This is a genomic window from Halomonas alkalicola, assembly GCF_030704205.1.
Lineage (GTDB): Bacteria > Pseudomonadota > Gammaproteobacteria > Pseudomonadales > Halomonadaceae > Halomonas > Halomonas alkalicola.
In genome coordinates, this window is sequence record NZ_CP131913.1 from 2,037,772 (window position 1) to 2,057,571 (window position 19,800).

Below are 19,800 nucleotides of genomic sequence, written 5' to 3' on the forward strand. Positions count from 1 at the left end.
GGGTTGGCAACGTGTCGCGCGAATAGACCAGCATTCTACCCCCACACCACGACAGCGGTCACACTGTGCACACAAGAGACAGCTCAGACACCACCGGGGAAACCTGATATGCCAGAGCCTTCTACGCTGATACGACTCGCCGATATCGAGCCGCTGGCCAGCGGGGGCTCGCGCCTCATCTATCCCCACCCCGAACGGCCCGGCCAACTGATCAAGGTGGTCAAGCACGGTTCGGGACGCCTCAAGGCACGCTTTCAGGTCACCCGCCAGCTGCGCGAGCTTCGCGTATATATTCGTATTTTAGAAAATACGGATGACAAGCTGATCCGTCATCTCCCCGGCATCACCGGGCTCATCGCCACCGACCTGGGAGCCGGGCTCAGCGTGGAAGCGATTCAGGGAGCCGACGGCCGGCTCGCCCCCACCTTCTCACGGCTGCTTGGCGAGTCACACGCCAAGCCACACCACCGGGATCTACTGGCGACCTTTTTCGACCGCCTGCTCTCTTCTTCGGCCATTACAGGCGACCTGAGCCGCAACAACCTGGTGCTCGGTTGTGATCCGAATGGCAACGACTACTTTGCACTGGTAGACGGGCTCGGCGACAACACCCTGGTACCGATGTACGCCATGGTGCCGGGCCGCAACCACAACAAGAAGCGGCGTGCTGCCAGCCGCTTCCTGGCCGACCTCGACGCCGCGCTGAACAGGTCGCGGCAACCAACAGCGGCAGCGGTCGCACCGACAAGGAAGTGACATGCCACTGGTCATACGCCATGTCGCGACCATGTCCATGTCGATCCTCTTCGACAACCAGGCCGCCCGCTGGTCCACAAGGCTCCCCGGTATCGGCCCCCGGACCTTCGAGCCGGAAGCCTGGCGGGAGGCCTCGCGAGTCACCGGCGAGGCCCCGGGACGCGGGGCCAGTCTGTTTCTGGACGCCGACGAGGAGCGCGAGTGGGTGCTGCGCACCTACCGCCGCGGCGGCCTGATCGCCCGGCTCAGCGCCAGGCGCTACCTCTGGACCGGCCTGGAGCGCACCCGCGCCTTCCGGGAGCTGCGCCTCACCGCCGACCTCCACCAGCGCGGCCTGCCGGTGCCCACCCCGGTGGCCGCCGCCGTCACCCGCCACGGCCTCACCTACGAGGCCGCCCTGATCACCGAGCGCATTCCCGGCGCCCGGGCCCTGGCCAGCCGGCTGGAAACCGACAAAACCGACGACGACCTGCTGAGGCGCGTCGGCACCACCATCCGCCGCTTCCACGACGCCGGCCTCGACCACGTGGATCTCAACGCCCGCAACCTGCTGGTGGATGAACATGGCGCGGTGTGGCTGATCGACCTGGACCGCTGCCGCCTGCGCCCGAAGGGCGCCTGGCAGGACGCCAACCTGGCCCGCCTCGAGCGCTCCCTGGCCAAGTTCGACGCCGGTGATGCCATGGCGCCGATCCGAAGGGGCTACGAGGAGGCGTCGGACACCGACTGACGCGGCGCACCGCGCTCGGGATAGACCCGCGTCAGCAGCTCCTCGAGCCCCTGCAGGATATCGGTGCTGCCCGGCACCTCGCCGCTTCTCAGGAAGACCGCCTCGTGGAGGTCTTCGTATCGGGGCCAGTAGCGATAGGGCAGCGTCTGGAAGAAGATCCCCAGGGTCGGCGTATGGGTGGCCAGCGCCAGGTTGCGCACGCCGGTATCCCCGCACACCAGCGCAGATACGCCGGCCATCCAGGGGCCCAGCGCCTCCAGAGACATGCGCGGCTGAACCTCGACGTTGGCCTGGCGCGCCGCCACCTCGGCCAGGAAGTCGCCGGACTCCTCGGCCTTGTGTCCCTCCAGCAGCACGTGGTGGTAGTCCGGAAACTCCCGCGCCGCCCTGTCGATCAGCTGGCACCAGGAGTCCAGGGAGAGGGACTTTTCCGCCTTGGAGGCGAAGGGAAAGTAGGCAATGACCCGGGGCGACTCCGCCTGCCGATGCACAGGCATGGCGAAGTCGAGCGGGTAGCGCGGCTTGTGCCCCATGACCTTGAGGAAGTCGAGCAGCACCTCGGCCTCGTAGTGATAGTTGGAGCGCCGCAGGCCCACGTCGTAGAGCAGCCGGTTGAACACGCCGCGATAGGGAAAGCCCAGCTTGATGGCGGCGGGAGCCATCAGCGTCAGCACCCGGGAGCGGGAGGTATCGGCCAGGTCGAAGAGAATATCCACGGGTTCCAGGGCGCGCAGCGAGCGCCACTGCTCCGCCAGGCTGCCTCGCGTCTCCTGCACGAAGACCTCATCCCCCAGGTCCTCCGGCACCGCATAGCGGTAGGTCGTCACCGTGGCCAGGGTGATATGCGCCTCGGGAAACAGCCGCCGCAGCTCGACCAGAAAGGGCCTCGCCGCCATGTAGTCGCCGAAGGCGCACTGGCGAATCACCAGGATACGCCTCACCTCGTTCGGAGCCGTACTCTCCAACCAGCGCCCTCCGCGCCGGCTTAGGTAGGCACACTTGTCGATCCAGGCTCTCACTCGCCCTCAGCTCCTTTTGGGTTCTCGTATTCGCGGGTCAGACTGGCCACGTGGGCCGCCAGGGTAAAGTCCTTCTCGACGCGGTGCCGCGCCGCCTGCCCCAGGCGCTGGCGCAGCTCGGCGTCATCGGCCAGCTCGGCCAGGGCGGCGGCCCAGGCCGCGGCGTCCTCGGGGGGCGCCAGGCGCCCCGTCTCGACATCCAGCAGTTCGGGAATGGCCCCGCTGTCGCTGCCGACCACCGCCTTGCCGGCCGCCATGGCCTCGATCACCTTCAGGCCGAACGCCTCGTTGCGCGAGGGAACGCATACGATCTCCAGCGCCTCGAACAGGCGCGGCAGGTCGCGGCGAAAGCCGGTGAAGGCAATGCGCGCCTCGAGGCCCAGTTCGCCGATGCGCCGCCGCAGGGCCGCCACGTGGGCCTCGTCGCTGCCCTCCTCCGCTGTCAGGCCACCGATCAGCACGCCGTGCCAGGCAAGCCCGGGGCTAGCCTCGGCCAGGCGGGCCAGCGCCTCGATCCACACCTCCTGCCCCTTGCCCGGCGTCAGCCGCCCCGGCAGGCCGATGGCCACGGCGCCCTCGGGCACGCCCAGCGCGCGGCGCAGCGCGGCGCGCGCCGGGTCATCGAGACGGGGCACATAGGGGGCCGGGTCGATGCCCAGATAGAGGCGGCGGATGCGCTCGGCGGGGAGCGGGAAGGCGGCCAGGTTGCGCTGTCGGGTCGCCTCGCTGATGGCGAAGAGCCGCGTGACCTTGCCGTAGGCCCAGCGATGGTAGAGATCCTTCTTGGGGCGGGTCACCCCCATATGATCGGTGAAGAAGAGGCGCAGCGATGGCCGCAGGGTCACCAGCAGCGCTCCCAGGCGCAGGTCGCTGGACTTGTGGCAGTGGATCACGTCGACGCCCTGGGCCCCGAGGTAGGCCAGCACCCGGCCCGCGGCCAACAGCGCCCGCCCCTTCGAGGCCAGGGTCAGCGGCTCGATGCCGGCCTCGCGGAAGCTCTCGGCGACCCGGGAGCCGGCCAGGGCCAGGCCGTGGGCCTGCCACCCCTGGCGGGCCAGCTCGGGTATAATCCGAGACGGATACATTTCCAGTCCGCCCCAGCCGCTGGAGAGACAGATATGCAGGACCTTGTGCGACAAGGCTGACTCCTTCGGTATCTCGGGGCTCGGGAGCCCGGATGACTGCAACTTCCACCGCCCGGGGCGCCGCGCCGCGCCTGCTGGTGGTTCGCAATGACAAGCTCGGCGACTTCATGCTCGCCTGGCCGGCCCTGGCCCGCCTCAAGGCGGCAAGCCCTGCCCCCCGGGTGAGCGTGCTGGTACCGGCCTATACGGTGCCCATGGCGCGCCTCTGCCCCTGGGTCGACGAGGTGCTGCTCGACCCGGGCGATGGCGCCTCCCGCGCCGAGCAGCGCCGGCTGCTGGCCGAGGTGAAGGCGGCACGCTTCGATGCGCTGCTCACGCTCTTCTCCACGCCCCGCATCGGCTGGCTGGGGTGGCGTGCGGGCATTCCGCTGCGCTTGGCCCCGGCCACCAAGTGGGCGCAGCTATTCTACAACCGAAGGGTGGTGCAGCGCAGGTCGCGCTCGGAAAAGCCGGAGTACCGCTACAACATCGAGCTGGCCGAGGCGCTCCTGAGCGAGCTCGACCTGACACCGGATATCGAGCCCGAGCCGCCCTGGTGGCCCCTCCCGGAAGGCGAGCGCCGGGCCCAGCGCCGGCGCCTCGCCGAGGAGCTCGGCCTCGACCCGGCGCGGTCCTGGGTGTTTCTCCACGGAGGCAGCGGCGGCTCGGCGGTCAACCTCTCCCCCGCGCAGTATGTGCGGCTGGTGCAGGAGGTGGATGCCCGCCTGCCGATGGAGAGACGCGCCCAGTGGGTGCTGACCGCCGGTCCCGGCGAAGAGGCCACCGCCGAGGCGATCCTGGCACCGCTGCGCAAGGCCGGCCTCGAGGCGCAGCGCCTGCCGCCGCGGGCCGGCCTGGAGGACTTCGCCCGGACGCTGGCGGCGGCAGACCTCTTTGTCGCCGGCTCCACCGGGCCGCTGCATATCGCCGGCTGCCTGGATATCGCCACCGCCGGCTTCTACCCGGCCCACCGCTCCGCCACCCCCCTGCGCTGGCAGACCTGCAACCACGCCGAGCGCCGCCTCGCCTTCTGCCCGCCCGCGGATGCCGGCGAGCAGGACATGGCAACCATCGACATTCCCGCGGCGGCCGAGGCGGTCAGCGATCTCTTGTGCCGCCTTCCGGCGGCGGTGACGTCCGGGTCCTGACCCAGAGGTCGGCGTACTTGGCGAAGGTGGAGTGGGCCGAGAGCAGCGCCAGCAGCAGCCCCTGACGACCGTCGAGGAAGCCCGCCTTGAGCAGGTACATGCGCAGGAAGCAGCCGATACCGTGGCCGATGCCCGCGGCGAGGCTGCCGCGCTTGCCACGTGCCGCCCGCTGCTCGGCCCAGGCCTGGGCATAGTGGGCCGACTTCTCGAGGTAGTGGCGCAGGTCGCGGTAGGTGTAGTGCAGCAGATCGCCCTCGAGAGGCCGCACCGGCAGCTCCTCGGGGTTTTCCAGCTTCTCGTGGACCAGGGCGTCGTTGTAGCCGGCTCGGCCGCGGGGATAGAGGCGCGCCACCCGGTCGGGGTACCAGCCGGAGTGGCGAATGAAGCCGCCGAAGCACCAGGAGAGACGCGGCAGGGTGTAGATCGCCGGGCTATTCTGTGCCACCGCGGCCTGCAGGCTCTCACGCAGCGCCGGCGTCACCCGCTCGTCGGCATCCACCATCAGGATCCAGTCGCTCTCCACCAGCGCCTCGGCGCGCCGGCGCTGGCGGCCGAAGCCCTGCCAGTCATCCTCCACTGCCACCTTGTCGGTAAAGTCGCGGGCGATCGCGAGGGTCCCGTCGGTGCTGCCGGCATCCACCACCACGATCTCATCGACCCAGGCGAGGGTCTGCAGGCAGGCCCGCAGGTGATCCTGCTCGTTCTTGACGATGAGCACGGCGGCAATCGACATCGATAGTCCTTGAGGGCGAAGTGGGACACTCAGTGTAAGGCGCCCCCTTTGCCGGCACCACCCGGCCGAGTGTGTGACGCCTCCCAAGGCTTGATAAGCTCTGCTGATAGCCCCCTGACCGATGATACCCATGCCCCTTCCCCAACTGCCCTCTCTCCTTCGCCACCCGCGCTGGTGGGCACTACTCGCCATCGGGCTCTGCCTCGGCTATGCCGTGGTGACCATCAGCCTGCTGCCCGCCTGGGCCCTGACGGTGAGCGCCAGCGCCTGGCTCGCTACCGGCTGGCTGCTGCGCTGGGGTGCCCCGCGTGCCCCGCGCCCCGCCGCCAGGGTGTGGCCCTGGTCGCTGCTGCCCCTGGCGCTGTGGGGGCTCTACGTCTATCTCAACGACAGCTTCGGCATCGTCGACCTGGGGGCGATCTTCTTCCACCTCCAGGCCGGCATGTCCGACCACGGCGGCAGCGACCGCCTGGTGGCCGCCGTGCTCTACAGCCTGAGCATGCTCGCCCTGCTGGCGGCCTTCACCTGGCTGGTACGGACCGACCACCGCTGGCGGCTGGGCGAGCGCCTGCTGGCCCTGGTGCTGCTGGCCAGCAACCCCCTGCTCTACGGCATGACCCAGCGCGGCGCGGCCATCGTCACTGACGATGGCGCCTGGCTGGACCGCCGCTACGTGGCGCCGGTGATCGAGCAGGCCCCGTCCGATCCGCCCAACCTGCTGCTGCTCTACCTGGAGAGCATCGAGCGCACCTACGCCGACCGCGCGCCGCGCGCGCTTCGGCGACGCCTATGCCGACCTCGATGCGCTGGGCGCGCGCGGCCGGGTCTTCGAGGGGATTCGCCAGCTCGACAATACCGGCTGGACCATGGCCGGGATGATCGCCAGCCAGTGCGGCACGCCGCTGATGCCCGCCGGCCTGCTGCATGACCGCCAGTTCTCGCCGCTGGACAAGGTGGTGCCGGGGGTCGACTGCCTGGGGGATCTCCTGGCCGAACAGGGCTACCGGCTCAGCTACCTGGGCGGTGCCAGCACCGCCTTCGCCGGCAAGGGGCTCTTCTACGAGGGCCACGGCTTCGACACCGTGATGGGACGCGAGGAGCTGGCGCCTCGGCTGGAGGATCCGGAGTATCTGAACAACTGGGGGCTCCACGACGACTCGCTCTATGACTTCACCGTCGAGGAGATCCGCCGGCTGGAGGCCGAACACGACGGCCCCTGGGGCGTGGTCAACCTCACCATCGCCGGCCACGCCCCCAACGGCTATCCCGCCCAGAGCTGCATCGACCGCCAGGGGGAGTTCGACGGCGTCGACATCCTCTACTCGGTGGAATGCTCGGCCTGGCTGGCCCGGGACCTGGTGGAGCGCCTGGAGGCGGAGGGGCTGCTGGAAAACACCCTGGTGGTGGTGGCCAGCGACCACCTCACCATGCGGGTCTCGGTGTGGGACCTGCTGATCGCCGGCGAGCGCGACAACACCTTCATGCTGCTCGGCCCCGGCATCGAGGCCGGCACTCGCACCCGGCGGGAGGCCTCCATGGTCGACCTCTTCCCGACCCTGCTGGAGGCGATGGGCTTTACCATCGATGAGCACCGTGCGGGTCTCGGCGTCTCGCTGCTGGCCGACACCGAGACCCTGGTGGAGCGTCACGGGCTCGCGGGGATCAACACCCGGATGCGCGAGGAGAATGCCCTGCAGCAGCGACTCTGGGAGGGCCTGGTGCCAGACCGCCCTCAGGAGTCCGAGGAAAAGGAGTCGTCGCCGACCGACGACCAGGTGGTGGAGTCGCCCTATGACGCCACCGGCGAAACGCCGGCCAGCGTCCAGTAGGGCAGGCTACTTCTCGACGGCCAGGCGGCGCTCGGCGGCGAGCACCGCCGCCAGCAGCCGCTCGGGGGAGAGGTCGACGAGACAGCGGGTATGGCCCAGGGGGCAGGTCCGGGCGAAGCAGGGGGAGCAGTCGAGGCCCAGCGTGTGGATCTCGGCGCTGTCGGTGAGCGGGGGGGTGTAGGCCGGCGAGGAGGAGCCATAGAGGGCGTGCACCCGGGTACCCACCGCCGCCGCCACGTGCATCAGCCCCGAGTCGTTGGTGACCACCTGGCGGCAGTCGGCCAGCAGGTCCACGGCGTCGGCCAGCCGTGTCCGCCCGCAGAGGTTGTGGACATGCTCCAGCCCCCGGGCGATCGCCTCGCCGGCCTCGGCATCCTTGGGGCCACCCAGCACCCGCACCTCGAACCCCTCGGCCACCAGCGCCTCGGCCAGGGTGCGAAAGTGCTCGAGCGGCCACTGCTTGGCGGGACCGTACTCGGCCCCCGGCATCATGCCGATGGCCGGGCGTGACGAGAGCCCGTGAGCCCGACGCAGCTCGGCGAGATTGGCGGCATCCACGGCGAGGCGCGGGCGCGGTATCGGGACGTGACCATCGAGCGTCTCCCCGGCGGGCAGCCCCAGGGCCACGAAGCGCTTCACCGTCTGGTCGAGCACGGCCTTATCGAGCCGGCGTCGCTCGTTGAGCAGGCCATAGCGCTGCTCGCCGGTAAAGCCGACACGCTGCGGAATGCGCGCCAGCCAGGGCACCAGCGCCGACTTCCAGGAACGTGGCAGCACGATGGCGCGATCGAAGCGGCCGCGCAGGGTGCGGGCCACATCGCGGCGTGCCTTCCAGCCAAACTCGCCGTGGCCAACGTCCAGAGCGATCGCCTCGTCCACCTCCGCCATGCGCTCGAGCACCGGCAGCGACCAGCCGGGCGCCACCACGCCGAGGCGGCAGCCCGGATGGCGCGCCTTGAGGGTCATGAACAGGCTCTGGGCCATCACCATGTCGCCGACCCAGGAGGGGCCAACCACCAGGATACGCTCGCCGCCAGACTCTCCCGGAGGGGCCGGCTCAGCCATTCAGCCACTCCAGGTACTCGCCGACCCCCTCGGCCACGGTGCGAAACTCGCGGTCGTAGCCCGCCCGGCGCAGGCTGCCGATGTCGGCACGGGTGTAGCTCTGGTAGCGCCCCTTGAGCTCTTCGGGAAAGTCGATGTACTCGATGGTGCCGCGGCCGTAGTAGTCGATTACCGCCTCGCCGATCGCCTTGAAAGGCTCGGCGCGACCGCTGCCCAGATTGAAGATACCGGACACCTGGGGATTGTCGAGGAACCACAGGTTCACGCTGACCACATCGCCCACGTAGACGAAGTCGCGACTCTGCATGCCGGCCTCATAGCCCTCCCAGGCACCGAACAGCTTGACGCTGTCGCCGCCGCGGATCTGGGTGTGGTGATGATAGGCGACGCTGGCCATCTTGCCCTTGTGCTGCTCCCGGGGGCCGTAGACATTGAAGTAGCGAAAGCCCACCACCTGGCTCTCGAACTCATCCCAGCGGGCGCGCACGTACTGATCGAAGAGCAGCTTGGAGTAGCCGTAGACGTTGAGCGGCTTCTCGTGCTCCGGCGCCTCCACGAACACCTCGCTGCCGCCGTAGGTGGCCGCCGAGGAGGCGTAGAGGAAGGGGATGCCGCGCTTCTGGCAGAAGTGCAGCAGCACCTTGGAGTACTCGAAGTTGTTGTCGAGCATGAAGCGACCGTCCCACTCGGTGGTGTCCGAGCAGGCCCCCTCGTGGAAGATCGCCTCGATCTCGGGCAGCTGGGCCGGCTCGCCGCGCAGCTCCGCCTCGACCCGGCGACGGAAGTCGTCCTTGTCCAGGTAGTCGCCGAGGGTGCAGTCGGCCAGGTTGACGAACTTGGTGCCGTCCGACAGATCGTCGACCACCATCACATCCTGGCGGCCGCGCTCGTTGAGCGCCTTCACCAGATTCGAGCCGATGAAGCCGGCTCCGCCTGTCACTACGATCATGGGGATATCCTCTGTCTCGGGGCGTGCGCCTATAACCGATCTTCCGGTGATTGTATACTTGACGACCTGTGAATTCATGGCCAACGGTGCTTTCCGCAATGACTCTCTCGTCCTCGACATCCGCGCCGACCTCCGGGCCGGCGCCTGACGTCTCGACCTTCCAGGGGTTGATCCTGGCCCTGCAGCAGTACTGGGCCGACCAGGGCTGCGTGATCCTTCAGCCCCTCGACATGGAGGTCGGCGCCGGCACCTTCCATCCGGCCACCTTCCTGCGCGCCATCGGCCCCGAGACCTGGAACTCCGCCTATGTGCAGCCGTCGCGCCGCCCCACCGACGGCCGCTACGGCGAGAACCCCAACCGCCTGCAGCACTACTACCAGTTCCAGGTGGTGATGAAGCCCTCCCCCGCCGACTTCCAGGAGCTCTACCTGGGCTCCCTCAAGCACCTCGGCCTGGACCCGCTGGTGCACGACATCCGCTTCGTCGAGGACAACTGGGAGTCCCCCACCCTGGGCGCCTGGGGGCTGGGCTGGGAGATCTGGCTCAACGGCATGGAGGTGACCCAGTTCACCTACTTCCAGCAGGCCGGTGGCATCGAGTGCTACCCGGTCACCGGCGAGCTCACCTATGGCCTCGAGCGCATAGCCATGTACCTGCAGAACGTCGACAGCGTCTACGACCTGGTCTGGACCGTGGCACCGGACGGCTCCAGGGTCACCTACGGCGATGTCTACCTGCAGAACGAGCGCGAGCAGTCCGCCTACAACTTCGAGCATGCCGACGTCGACTTCCTGTTCGGCGCCTTCGACCAGCAGGAGCGCGACTGCGCCCGCCTGCTCGAGGCCGGCCTGCCGCTGCCCGCCTACGAGCAGGTGCTCAAGGCCTCCCACACCTTCAACCTGCTCGACGCCCGCCACGCCATCTCGGTCACCGAACGCCAGCGCTTCATCCTGCGCGTGCGCACCATGGCCCGGGACGTGGCCCACGCCTACTACGACTCCCGCAAGGCCGCCGGCTTCCCGCTGGCTCCCGAAGCCCTGCGGAAGGAACTGCTTGCCGACGAGGGAGACGCTTGAGCATGGCTGCCAACACCCTGCTGGTTGAACTGGGCGTCGAGGAACTGCCGCCGAACGCCATCGACGCCCTCTCCGACGCCCTGGCCGATGGCCTGCGTCGCGGGCTCGCCGACGCCGAGGTGGCCCATGGCGAGGTACGCGCCTACGCCACCCCGCGCCGCCTGGCGGTATGCATCGAGGCGCTGGCCGACAGCCAGCCCGACCGCGAGGTGGAAAAGCGCGGCCCAGCGCTCGCCGCCGCCTTCAAGGATGGCCAGCCCACCAAGGCCGCCGAGGGCTTTGCGCGCTCCTGCGGCGTCACCGTCGACGACCTGATTCACCTGGAGACCGACAAGGGCACTTGGCTCGGCTATCGCGAGCAGCAGCAGGGGGAATCCACCGCTGCCCTGCTGCCCGCCATCCTGCAGAAGGCCATCGCCGCCCTGCCGGTGCCCAAGAACATGCGCTGGGGGGCTTCCCGGGTGGAGTTCTCTCGCCCGGTACACTGGCTGGTCGTGCTGTTCGGCAGCGAAGTGGTCAAAGCCGAGGTCCTGGGCCTCGCAGTGGGCCGCACCACATACGGCCACCGCTTCCACGCTCCCGCCGCCATCGAGCTGGCCCATGCCGATGACTACCTCGAGGCGCTGGAGCAGGCCTGGGTGCTGGCCGACCGCGACCGCCGTCGGGAGCGCATCCGCGAGCAGGTGCTGGCCGAGGCGGAGGTCCAGGAGGCCACCGCGGTGATCGACGAGGATCTGCTGGTCGAGGTCAGCGGCCTGGTGGAGTGGCCGGTAGCCCTGACCGGCAGCTTCGACGAGCGCTTCCTGGAGGTACCGGCGGAGTCGCTGATTTCCTCCATGAAGGCCAACCAGAAGTACTTCCACCTGCTCGATGAGGCGGGCAAGCTCAAGCCACTCTTCATCACCATCTCGAATATCGAAAGCTCCGACCCCCAGCAGGTGATCGAGGGCAACGAGAAGGTGATCCGCCCCCGCCTGGCCGATGCCGCCTTCTTCTACGACACGGATCGCAAGCGGCCCCTCGCTTCGCGCATCGACGAGCTCGCCGGCGTGGTGTTCCAGCAGCAGCTCGGCACCCTGGCCGACAAGGCCCACCGCAGTGCCGCCGTGGCCGCCTTCATTGCCGGCCAGATCGGCGGCGACGTGGGCCACGCTCGCCGCGCCGCGGAGCTCGCCAAGTGCGACCTGGTCACCGAGATGGTGCTCGAGTTCCCCGAACTGCAGGGCATCATGGGCCGCTATTACGCCGAGCATGATGGCGAGGCCGCCGACGTCGCCCAGGCACTGGAGGAGCAGTACCTGCCGCGCTTCGCCGCCGACGCCATCCCCCACAGCCGCACCGGGCTGGCCCTGGCCCTGGCCCTGGCCGACCGCCTGGACACCCTGACCGGTATCTTCGGCATCGGCCAGCGTCCCACCGGCACCAAGGACCCCTTCGCCCTGCGCCGCGCGGCCATCGGCGTGCTCAACATCCTGGTCAAGGGTGAGCTGAACCTGGACCTGCGCGAGCTGCTCGAGCTGGCCGCCGCCCAGCATCAGGAGCTGCCCTATGCCGAGAAGCTGGTGGACGAGGTGCTCGGCTACATGCTCGACCGCTTCCGCGCCTGGGGCCAGGACGAGGGCATCTCCGCCGAGGCCTACCTGGCCGTACGCGCCCGCCCGGTCACCCGCCCGCTGGATTTCGCCCGGCGGCTGCGTGCGGTCCAGGCCTTTGCCGGCCGCGAGGAGGCGGCCGCCCTGGCCGCGGCCAACAAGCGGGTCTCCAACATCCTGGCCAAGCAGGCCGATGAGGTGGGCAGCCAGGTCGACGCCGGCGTGCTTCAGGAGGCGGCCGAGCTGGCCCTTCACGAGGCGGTCAGCGCCCAGCGCGAACGCGTGATGCCGCTGTTCGCCGAGGGCCGCTACGCCGAGGCGCTGGACGCCCTGGCCGGCCTGCGGGAGCCGGTGGATGCCTTCTTCGACCAGGTCATGGTGATGGCCGACGATCCGGCCATTCGCGCCAACCGCCTGGCGCTGCTGGCCAGCCTGCGTGCGCTCTTCCTGGAAGTGGCGGATATCGCCCAGCTGCAGCAGTAACACCGGGCAAAGGGAACGAAGGCCGGCAGCCAGCGCTGCCGGCCTTTTTCATGCCCGGCGAACGGGTGTGTGTTTCACGTGAAACAACCACGCCGTACTCGTCATCTATGGCCGGGCCGCTTGGCAGGACGTGTTCCACGTGAAACACTCCCCCTCTCGCTGACCGCAGGAGCCCGACCGAATGCCCTCCCCCGACCGCCTGGTGATCCTCGATCGCGACGGTGTCATCAACCGCGATTCCGATGCCTATGTGAAATCCCTGGCCGAGTGGATCCCCTACCCCAGCGCCATCCAGGCAATTGCCCGGCTGAGCCGGGCCGGCTGGACGGTGGCAGTGGCCACCAACCAGTCCGGCATCGCCCGTGGCTACTATGACGAGGCCACCCTGGCCGAGATGCACGAAGAGCTCGATCGGCTGGTGAAGGAGGCCGGCGGCGACATCGACCATATCGCCTGGTGCCCCCACGGCCCTGGCGATGAGTGCGACTGCCGCAAGCCGCTGCCCGGCCTCCTGGAGCAGATCCGTGTCGAGCTCGGCATGCAGACCCTCGCCGGCAGCTGGATGGTGGGTGACAGCCTGCGCGACCTCCAGGCCGGCGAACCCATGGGTTGCCGGCCGGTGCTGGTTCGCACCGGCAAGGGGGAACGCACCCTGGCCAGCCACCCGGAACTGGCGGCAGAGGGCAGCGACACCCACGTCTTCGACGACCTGGCCGGCTTCGTCGACTGGCTGCTGGAACAGGAAGAACACAGCTAGGCCGGGGGAGCCGGGAGCCGGGAGCCGGGAGCCGGGAGCCGGGAGCCAGGAGCATCAGGAGATTGCTGGCCAGCCAGGAAAAAGCCCGCCACAGGTAACTGTAGCGGGCTTCTGCTTGGCGCTCAGCCGTGTTTCACGTGAAACATGGCCTCACCTGATCGATGGGCGTCACACGTCGAGATTGGCCACCAGCGCATTGCGCTCGATGAAGTCGCGACGCGGCTCCACCTCGTCCCCCATGAGGGTGTTGAACATCATGTCCGCCCCCACGGCATCCTCGATGGTGACCCGCAGCATGCGGCGAGTCTCGGGGTTCATGGTGGTCTCCCAGAGCTGATCCGGGTTCATCTCCCCCAGCCCCTTGTAGCGCTGGATCGACAGCCCGCGCTGGGCCTCGGTCATCAGCCACTCCAGCGCCTCGTGGAAGGTCGAGACGCGCTTCTGACGCTCCCCGCGGGCCACATGGGCGCCCTCCTCCAGCAGGCCGTCGAGGGTCTCCCCCAGCTCGCCCATGCCGCGGTAGTCGGCGCTGGTGAAGAAATCGATGCCCCACACATAGTCGGTGGTCACACCATGAGCGGTGAGCGTCACCGCCGGCAGGTAGAGGCTCCGCTCGGTGTCCTCCTCAAGCCGGAAGGTGTAGCGCGGGCCACCCTCATAGGCCACCACGGCATCCATCTCGCCCTGCAGGTGGTCGATCCAGTTCTGCATGGTCACACGATCCCGCAGGCTGGCCTCGCCGTCCAGGCGCGCCGCATGCACGATCCGCTTGAGCACCTCGATGGGATAGACCCGCGACAGGCGATCGATGCGGCGCATCACTTCACGATACTGGTTGACGAGCCCTTCCAGCTGGGAACCGCTGATCCCCGGTGCGTCGGCGTTGACATAGAGACGGGCACCGTCCATCGCGGTGGCCGTCAGGTAGTCGGTCATCGCCTGCTCATCCTTGAGGTAGAGCTCCTGCTTGCCACGCTTGACCTTGTAGAGCGGCGGCTGGGCGATGAAGACGTGGCCGCGCTCGATCAGCTGTGACATCTGGCGGAAGAAGAAGGTCAGCAGCAGGGTCCGGATATGGGAGCCGTCCACGTCGGCATCGGTCATGATGATGATCGAGTGGTAGCGCAGCTTGTCCGGATTGAACTCCTCGCGGCCGATGCCACAGCCCAGGGCGGTGATCAGGGTGCCCACCTCGGCGGAAGAGAGCATCTTGTCGAAGCGCGCCTTCTCCACGTTGAGGATCTTGCCCTTGAGCGGCAGGATCGCCTGGGTGCGACGGTCCCTGCCCTGCTTGGCGCTGCCGCCGGCCGAGTCACCCTCGACCAGGAAGAGCTCGGAAAGGCTCGGGTCCTTCTCCTGACAGTCGGCCAGCTTGCCGGGCAGGCCGGCGATATCCAGCGCACCCTTGCGACGCGTCATGTCGCGGGCCTTGCGCGCCGCCTCTCGGGCGCGGGCGGCATCGAGCATCTTGTTGACGATCGACTTGGCCTCGTTGGGCTTCTCGATCAGGTAGTCGGAGAACAGTCGCCCCATCTCCTGCTCGACTGCGGTCTTCACCTCGGAGGAGACCAGCTTGTCCTTGGTCTGGGACGAGAACTTGGGGTCCGGCACCTTCACCGAGATGATCGCCGTCAGGCCCTCACGAGCGTCATCGCCGATCGCCGGAGGTGTTGATCTTGGACTTCTTGAGCAGGCCCTCGGCTTCGATATACGAATTGAGCGTCCGGGTCAGGGCGGCACGGAAGCCCGCCAGGTGCGTCCCGCCATCCCGCTGGGGAATGTTGTTGGTGTAGCAGAAGATGTTCTCGTTGAAGGAGTCGGACCACTGCATCGCCACTTCCACGCCCACCCCATCCTCGCGCTCGGCGTTGAAGTGGAAGACCGGATTAAGCACCGTCTTGTTGGTGTTGAGATGGTCGACGAAGGCCTTGAGGCCACCCTCATAGTGGAACAGCTCCTCCTTGCCGCTGCGCTCATCGACCAGACGAATGGCCACGCCGGAGTTCAGGAAGGAGAGCTCCCGAAGACGCTTGGCCAGGATATCGTAATGGAATTCGATGTTGGCGAAGGTTTGCGGTGAGGGGCGGAAGTGCACGCGGGTCCCGGTCTTCTCGGTCTTGCCCACCACGCTCAGCGGCGCCTGGGGCACCCCGTGGTGATAGATCTGCTCGAACACCTCGCCGGCGCGCCAGATGGTCAGCTTGAGCTCCTCGGAGAGGGCGTTGACCACCGACACCCCCACGCCGTGGAGGCCGCCGGAGACCTTGTAGGAGTTGTCGTCGAACTTGCCGCCGGCGTGAAGCACCGTCATGATCACTTCCGCGGCGGAGACCCCCTCTTCCTCATGAATGTCGGTGGGCACCCCGCGGCCGTTGTCGCTGACCGTGATCGACTCGTCGGGGTGAATGACCACGCGGATCTCGCTGCAGTAGCCGGCCAGCGCCTCGTCAATGGAGTTATCCACCAGCTCGAACACCATATGGTGCAGGCCCGTGCCGTCATCGGTGTCACCGATGTACATGCCGGGACGCTTGCGTACGGCATCCAGCCCCTTGAGTACCTTGATGCTCGATGAGTCGTAGGCCTGTTCGCTCATTGACTGCTCCATCATGAAGTCTGTCGTTCCAGTGGCGCCAGCTGCCCCTCTCCCGATGGCGAACGTTTCACGTGAAACATCGCGACGGGGGTGGCGGGCTGCCACAGATCTGCCAGGGCGTCGTGATCGACGCTGGTGATGAACGCCTGGCAGTGCATGCTTTCCAGCCAGTGGCAGAACACCCGTCGGTGGGCGCTGTCCAGCTCTGCCGGGAGATCGTCGATCAGGTAGAGGCAGTGTCGCCCCGTGGCGGCCTCCAGCAGCCGCCCCTGCGCCAGCTTGAGGGCACTCACCACCAGCTTTTGCTGGCCCCGGGAGAGCACCTCCACGGCGGGGCGCCGATGCAGCCTGACCGCCAGGTCCGCCCGCTGCGGACCCTGCTGGGTAAAGCCCATCTGCCTGTCGACCTCCCTGCCCTGGCTCAGTATCTCACCGAGCTCACGGCGCCTGTCCCAGCCGCGCGTGTAGCGCAGCTGCAGACCCGGCAACGGCATCAGGCCGGCCAGGGTCTCCTCGAAGACCGGGAGGAAGGCGTTGACCCAGGCGCTGCGCAGGGCATCGATGCGCTCGCTCCAGTGGACGAACTCGTGCTCCCAGGCCGACAGGGAAGCACCGTCCATTCTACCATGCCTGAGCAGGGCATTCCGATGTTTCAGCGCCCGACGGGCCCGCTGCCACGCCTCCAGGAAGTCATGTTTCACGTGAAACACTCCCCAGTCGAGGAACTCCCGTCGTCCCGCGGGAGGCCCCTCCAGGAGACGGAAGGCATCGGGATTGATCAGCTGAAGGGGGAGCGTCTCGACCAGGCGAGAGAGGCGGCTGACGCGCTCACCGGAGAGGCGGATCTCGAGTTCGCTCTCGTCCCGGCGGCGGCGCACGCCGAAGGGAATCGGGGGGTCACCCGCCAGGCGACCATGCAGGACCAGGCCTTCGGCATCATGGCCGATCACATGGCGCATCTGGCGGGTGCGGAAGGAGCGCCCCATGCCGAGCACATGGATACCCTCGAGCAGACTGGTCTTACCGCTGCCATTGTCTCCCGTGACCAGGTTGATTCGAGAACCCGGTTGAAAATCAATGGCTTGAAGGTTGCGAAGACCCTGAAAGGCGAGGCGATCTAGTGGCATGGAGAGATCCAGGCAGGGCGGCACCGCGGGTGCCGCCGCCAGTCACTAGAGACGCATGGGCATGACGACATAGAGAGCATCGCCGCCTCCCGGCTCCTCCATCAGCGCACTGCTGTTGGGGTCGGCCAGGGTCATCTGCACGCGGTCCTCGTCCAGGGCGTTGAGGACATCGATCAGGTAGCCGACGTTGAAGCCGATCTCGAGGCCGGGGCCGCTGTACTCGATGGCGATGTTCTCCTCGGCCTCTTCCTGCTCGGGGTTGTTGGCCATCACCTTGAGGTTGCCTTCGGCCAGGTGCAGGCGCACGCCGCGGTACTTCTCGTTGGAGAGGATGGCGGTGCGAGAGAGCACCTGGCGCAGCTCGGCGCGCTCGGCGATGAACACCTTGTCGCCGCCGCGGGGGACCACCCGCTCGTAGTCGGGGAACTTGCCGTCCACCAGCTTGGAGGTGAAGGTGAAATCCCCCGTGTGAGCGCGGATGTGGCTGGCCCCGAGGGTCAGGCTGACCGGCTCCTCGCCGTCGTCCAGCAGGCGAACCAGCTCCAGGATGCCCTTGCGCGGCACGATCAGCTTCTGGGCCGGCTCCACCTGGATCTCGACGGGACGCGAGCAGACCGCCAGGCGGTGGCCATCGGTGGCGACGGCACGCACCAGACCGGAGCGCATCTCCAGCAGCATCCCGTTCAGGTAGTAGCGCACGTCCTGCTGGGCCATGGCGAAGGAGGTGGCGTCGATCAGCTGCTTCAGAACGCCCCGCGGCAGGGCGAGCTCGATGCTGCCCTGGCTGTCCTCGATGTTGGGGAACTCCGCCACCGGCAGGGTCGAGAGCGTGAAGCGCGAGCGGCCGCTGCGCAGCACCGCCCTGCCCTCCTCCAGGGAGAGCTGGATCTCGGCATGGTCGGGCAGCGACTTGCAGATATCCATCAGCTTGCGCGCCGGCACGGTGGCGGCCCCCGGCTCATCCACCTGGCTGGCCACGGTGCGCCCGATCAGCTCCACTTCGAGGTCGGTGCCGGTGAGCGCTACCTGGTCCTGATCGACCTGGATCAGCACGTTGGAGAGTACCGGGAGAGTCTGGCGTCGCTCCACCACACCGGCCACCAGCGTCAGCGGTCGCAGCAGCGCTTCGCGGGAGATGGAAAATTTCATGTCGGCTCCACGTCTAGTCCTGAAGGATTGCGGCCCGTGCGGCCCGGGCCGAACGGCTAGGCCATCATTTAACCACAGCCGGGCCGGGGGGGGGGGCGCTGGGGGATGAGGGCAAGGAGTAGCGGCGATCGCGGCGCGGTGTCGCTCCGGCGCCCCATGCCGGAGGATCCGGCATTGGTGCCGTCAGCTGGTCAGCAGGCGCAGCAGGTTCTTGTAGTCTTCCCGGATATCGGCGCTCTCCTCCTGCAGCGACTTCACCTTGCGGCAGGCGTGCAGCACCGTGGTGTGGTCGCGACCACCGAAGGCATCGCCGATCTCGGGCAGGCTGTGGTTGGTCAGCTCCTTGGCCAGGGCCATGGCCACCTGGCGAGGGCGCGCCACCGAGCGCGAGCGACGCTTGGAAAGCAGGTCGGCAAGCTTGATCTTGTAGTACTCCGCCACGGTGCGCTGGATGTTGTCCACGCCCACCTGCTTGTCCTGCAGCGCCAGCAGGTCCTTGAGCGACTCGCGGATGAAGTCCTGGGTGATCGGCTTGCCCATGAAGTGGGAGTCGGCAATCACCTTCTTCAGGGCCCCTTCCAGCTCACGCACGTTGGAGCGGATCTTCTGGGCGATGAAGAAGGCCGCATCGTGAGGCAGGTCGACCTTGGCCTGGTCGGCCTTCTTCATCAGGATCGCGACGCGGGTCTCCAGCTCCGGCGGCTCGATGGCCACCGTCAGCCCCCAGCCGAAGCGCGACTTCAGGCGCTCCTCCACCCCGCTGATCTCCTTGGGATAGCGATCGGAGGTGAGGATCATCTGCTGGCCGCCTTCGAGCAGGGCATTGAAGGTGTGGAAGAACTCCTCCTGGGAGCGCTCCTTGCCGGCGAAGAACTGGATGTCATCGATCAGCAGCGCGTCCACGCTGCGGTAGAAGCGCTTGAAGTCGTTGATGGCGTTGAGCTGCAACGCCTTGACCATGTCGGCCACGAAACGCTCGGAGTGCAGGTAGACCACCCGGGCATTCTCCCGCCGCCCGGCCAGGGCATTGCCAACGGCGTGCATCAGGTGGGTCTTGCCGAGGCCGACCCCGCCGTAGAGGAACAGCGGATTGTAGGCCCCTCCCGGGTTCTCCGAGACCTGCCGCGAGGCGGCCCGGGCCAGCTGGTTGGACTTGCCCTCCACGAAGGTCTCGAAGGTGAAGTTGGGGTTCAGGCCACTGCTGTGCTTGAGGCTGCCCTCGACCTGCACCTGGCGCTCCCCGGCCGCCCGGCGGCCCGCGCCCTCCTCGCGCTGGGCGTCGAGCTCGCGCTCATCGGCCACCTCACCACGCGGGGGAGTATGCACGGCGGGTGCCGCGGGGCGTCGTGGCGCGGCCGATACCGGGTTGCCCAGTTCACGTGGCTGGGGCTGGGGCGCGCTGCGCCGACTGCCTACCGTCAGCACCACCTTGGGAGGCTTGGCCGGGGAGAGCTCGCGCATCAGCTCACCGATGCGCTTGGCATACTTGTCGCTGACCCAGTCACGCACGAAGCGGTTGGGGGCCAGCAGACACAGCTCACCCGACTCCCCCTCTTCCGCCTGCAGCGGGCGAATCCAGGTGTTGAACTGCTGGGAGTTCAGCTCGTCCTGAAGGGTGTCCAGACACTGTTGCCAGAGAGCTAGCGCCACGCGGCCTCACCATCGGT

General features: G+C 68.0%; 14 protein-coding genes and 2 pseudogenes. 7 read left to right on the top strand and 9 right to left on the bottom strand.

The window, feature by feature from the left end:
• Positions 1-108: 108 nt before the first annotated feature.
• Together B6N23_RS09765 and B6N23_RS09770 are read left to right on the top strand one after the other, a co-directional pair.
• The gene (locus B6N23_RS09765) at positions 109-756 is read left to right on the top strand and encodes a YrbL family protein (RefSeq protein WP_305498260.1); all 648 of its coding nucleotides are present in this window, start codon (positions 109-111) and stop codon (positions 754-756) included.
• Position 757: 1 nt separating this feature from the next.
• Entirely contained in the window at positions 758-1,486 is a 729-nt protein-coding gene (locus tag B6N23_RS09770; RefSeq protein ID WP_305498262.1) for a 3-deoxy-D-manno-octulosonic acid kinase, read from the top strand.
• On the opposite strand, the gene B6N23_RS09775 is transcribed toward B6N23_RS09770, so the two are convergent.
• Positions 1,459-2,427, bottom strand: coding sequence for a glycosyltransferase family 9 protein (locus tag B6N23_RS09775; RefSeq protein WP_305498264.1), 969 nt, complete (start codon positions 2,425-2,427; stop codon positions 1,459-1,461). The two genes, B6N23_RS09770 and B6N23_RS09775, sit on opposite strands and share 28 nt — an antisense overlap.
• A 74-nt stretch (positions 2,428-2,501) precedes the next feature.
• Positions 2,502-3,644, bottom strand: coding sequence for a glycosyltransferase family 4 protein (locus tag B6N23_RS09780; RefSeq protein WP_305498266.1), 1,143 nt, complete (start codon positions 3,642-3,644; stop codon positions 2,502-2,504).
• A gap of 38 nt (positions 3,645-3,682) precedes the next feature.
• Between B6N23_RS09780 and B6N23_RS09785 the strand changes: the two genes are divergently transcribed.
• Positions 3,683-4,777 (top strand): glycosyltransferase family 9 protein, encoded by a 1,095-nt coding sequence (locus B6N23_RS09785; protein ID WP_305498268.1) that lies wholly within the window; start codon positions 3,683-3,685, stop codon positions 4,775-4,777.
• Here B6N23_RS09785 and B6N23_RS09790 read toward each other — a convergent pair.
• Positions 4,728-5,510: a glycosyltransferase family 2 protein gene (locus B6N23_RS09790; RefSeq protein WP_305498270.1), complete on the bottom strand. Its 783-nt coding sequence runs from the start codon at positions 5,508-5,510 to the stop codon at positions 4,728-4,730. The genes B6N23_RS09785 and B6N23_RS09790 overlap by 50 nt on opposite strands.
• A 130-nt stretch (positions 5,511-5,640) precedes the next feature.
• Here B6N23_RS09790 and B6N23_RS09795 point away from each other — a divergent pair.
• Positions 5,641-7,339 (top strand): annotated as a pseudogene (locus B6N23_RS09795) (sulfatase-like hydrolase/transferase).
• A gap of 6 nt (positions 7,340-7,345) precedes the next feature.
• Here B6N23_RS09795 and waaF read toward each other — a convergent pair.
• A complete protein-coding gene (waaF, locus tag B6N23_RS09800; protein ID WP_305498272.1) occupies positions 7,346-8,404 on the bottom strand; it encodes a lipopolysaccharide heptosyltransferase II in 1,059 nt (352 codons plus the stop codon).
• The gene (gene rfaD / locus B6N23_RS09805; protein WP_169956130.1) at positions 8,397-9,353 is read right to left on the bottom strand and encodes an ADP-glyceromanno-heptose 6-epimerase; all 957 of its coding nucleotides are present in this window, start codon (positions 9,351-9,353) and stop codon (positions 8,397-8,399) included. Before rfaD ends, waaF begins: the two co-directional genes overlap by 8 nt.
• A gap of 98 nt (positions 9,354-9,451) precedes the next feature.
• Here rfaD and glyQ point away from each other — a divergent pair, with 98 nt between their 5' ends.
• The 3 genes from glyQ (at position 9,452) to gmhB (ending at position 13,261) form a co-directional block, all read left to right on the top strand.
• The gene (glyQ, locus tag B6N23_RS09810; RefSeq protein ID WP_110069093.1) at positions 9,452-10,429 is read left to right on the top strand and encodes a glycine--tRNA ligase subunit alpha; all 978 of its coding nucleotides are present in this window, start codon (positions 9,452-9,454) and stop codon (positions 10,427-10,429) included.
• A gap of 2 nt (positions 10,430-10,431) precedes the next feature.
• Positions 10,432-12,504 carry a glycine--tRNA ligase subunit beta gene (gene glyS, locus B6N23_RS09815; RefSeq protein WP_305498274.1) on the top strand — a complete coding sequence of 691 codons (2,073 nt, stop codon included), beginning with the start codon at positions 10,432-10,434 and terminating at the stop codon, positions 12,502-12,504.
• A gap of 181 nt (positions 12,505-12,685) precedes the next feature.
• Positions 12,686-13,261, top strand: a complete 576-nt coding sequence (gene gmhB / locus B6N23_RS09820) for a D-glycero-beta-D-manno-heptose 1,7-bisphosphate 7-phosphatase (protein WP_305498276.1) — start codon at positions 12,686-12,688, stop codon at positions 13,259-13,261.
• A 168-nt stretch (positions 13,262-13,429) separates the two neighbouring features.
• On the opposite strand, the pseudogene gyrB reads toward gmhB, so the two are convergent.
• From gyrB to dnaA, 4 genes and pseudogenes are all read right to left on the bottom strand, one after another.
• Positions 13,430-15,857: pseudogene (gene gyrB, locus B6N23_RS09825) on the bottom strand (DNA topoisomerase (ATP-hydrolyzing) subunit B).
• Positions 15,858-15,868: 11 nt separating this feature from the next.
• Entirely contained in the window at positions 15,869-16,984 is a 1,116-nt protein-coding gene (recF, locus tag B6N23_RS09830; RefSeq protein WP_305498279.1) for a DNA replication/repair protein RecF, read from the bottom strand.
• A 45-nt stretch (positions 16,985-17,029) separates the two neighbouring features.
• The gene (dnaN, locus tag B6N23_RS09835) at positions 17,030-18,133 is read right to left on the bottom strand and encodes a DNA polymerase III subunit beta (protein WP_169956140.1); all 1,104 of its coding nucleotides are present in this window, start codon (positions 18,131-18,133) and stop codon (positions 17,030-17,032) included.
• Positions 18,134-18,316: 183 nt separating this feature from the next.
• On the bottom strand, positions 18,317-19,783 hold the full coding sequence (gene dnaA / locus B6N23_RS09840; protein WP_305498282.1) for a chromosomal replication initiator protein DnaA: 1,467 nt from the start codon (positions 19,781-19,783) through the stop codon (positions 18,317-18,319).
• Between the last annotated feature and the right edge of the window lie 17 nt (positions 19,784-19,800).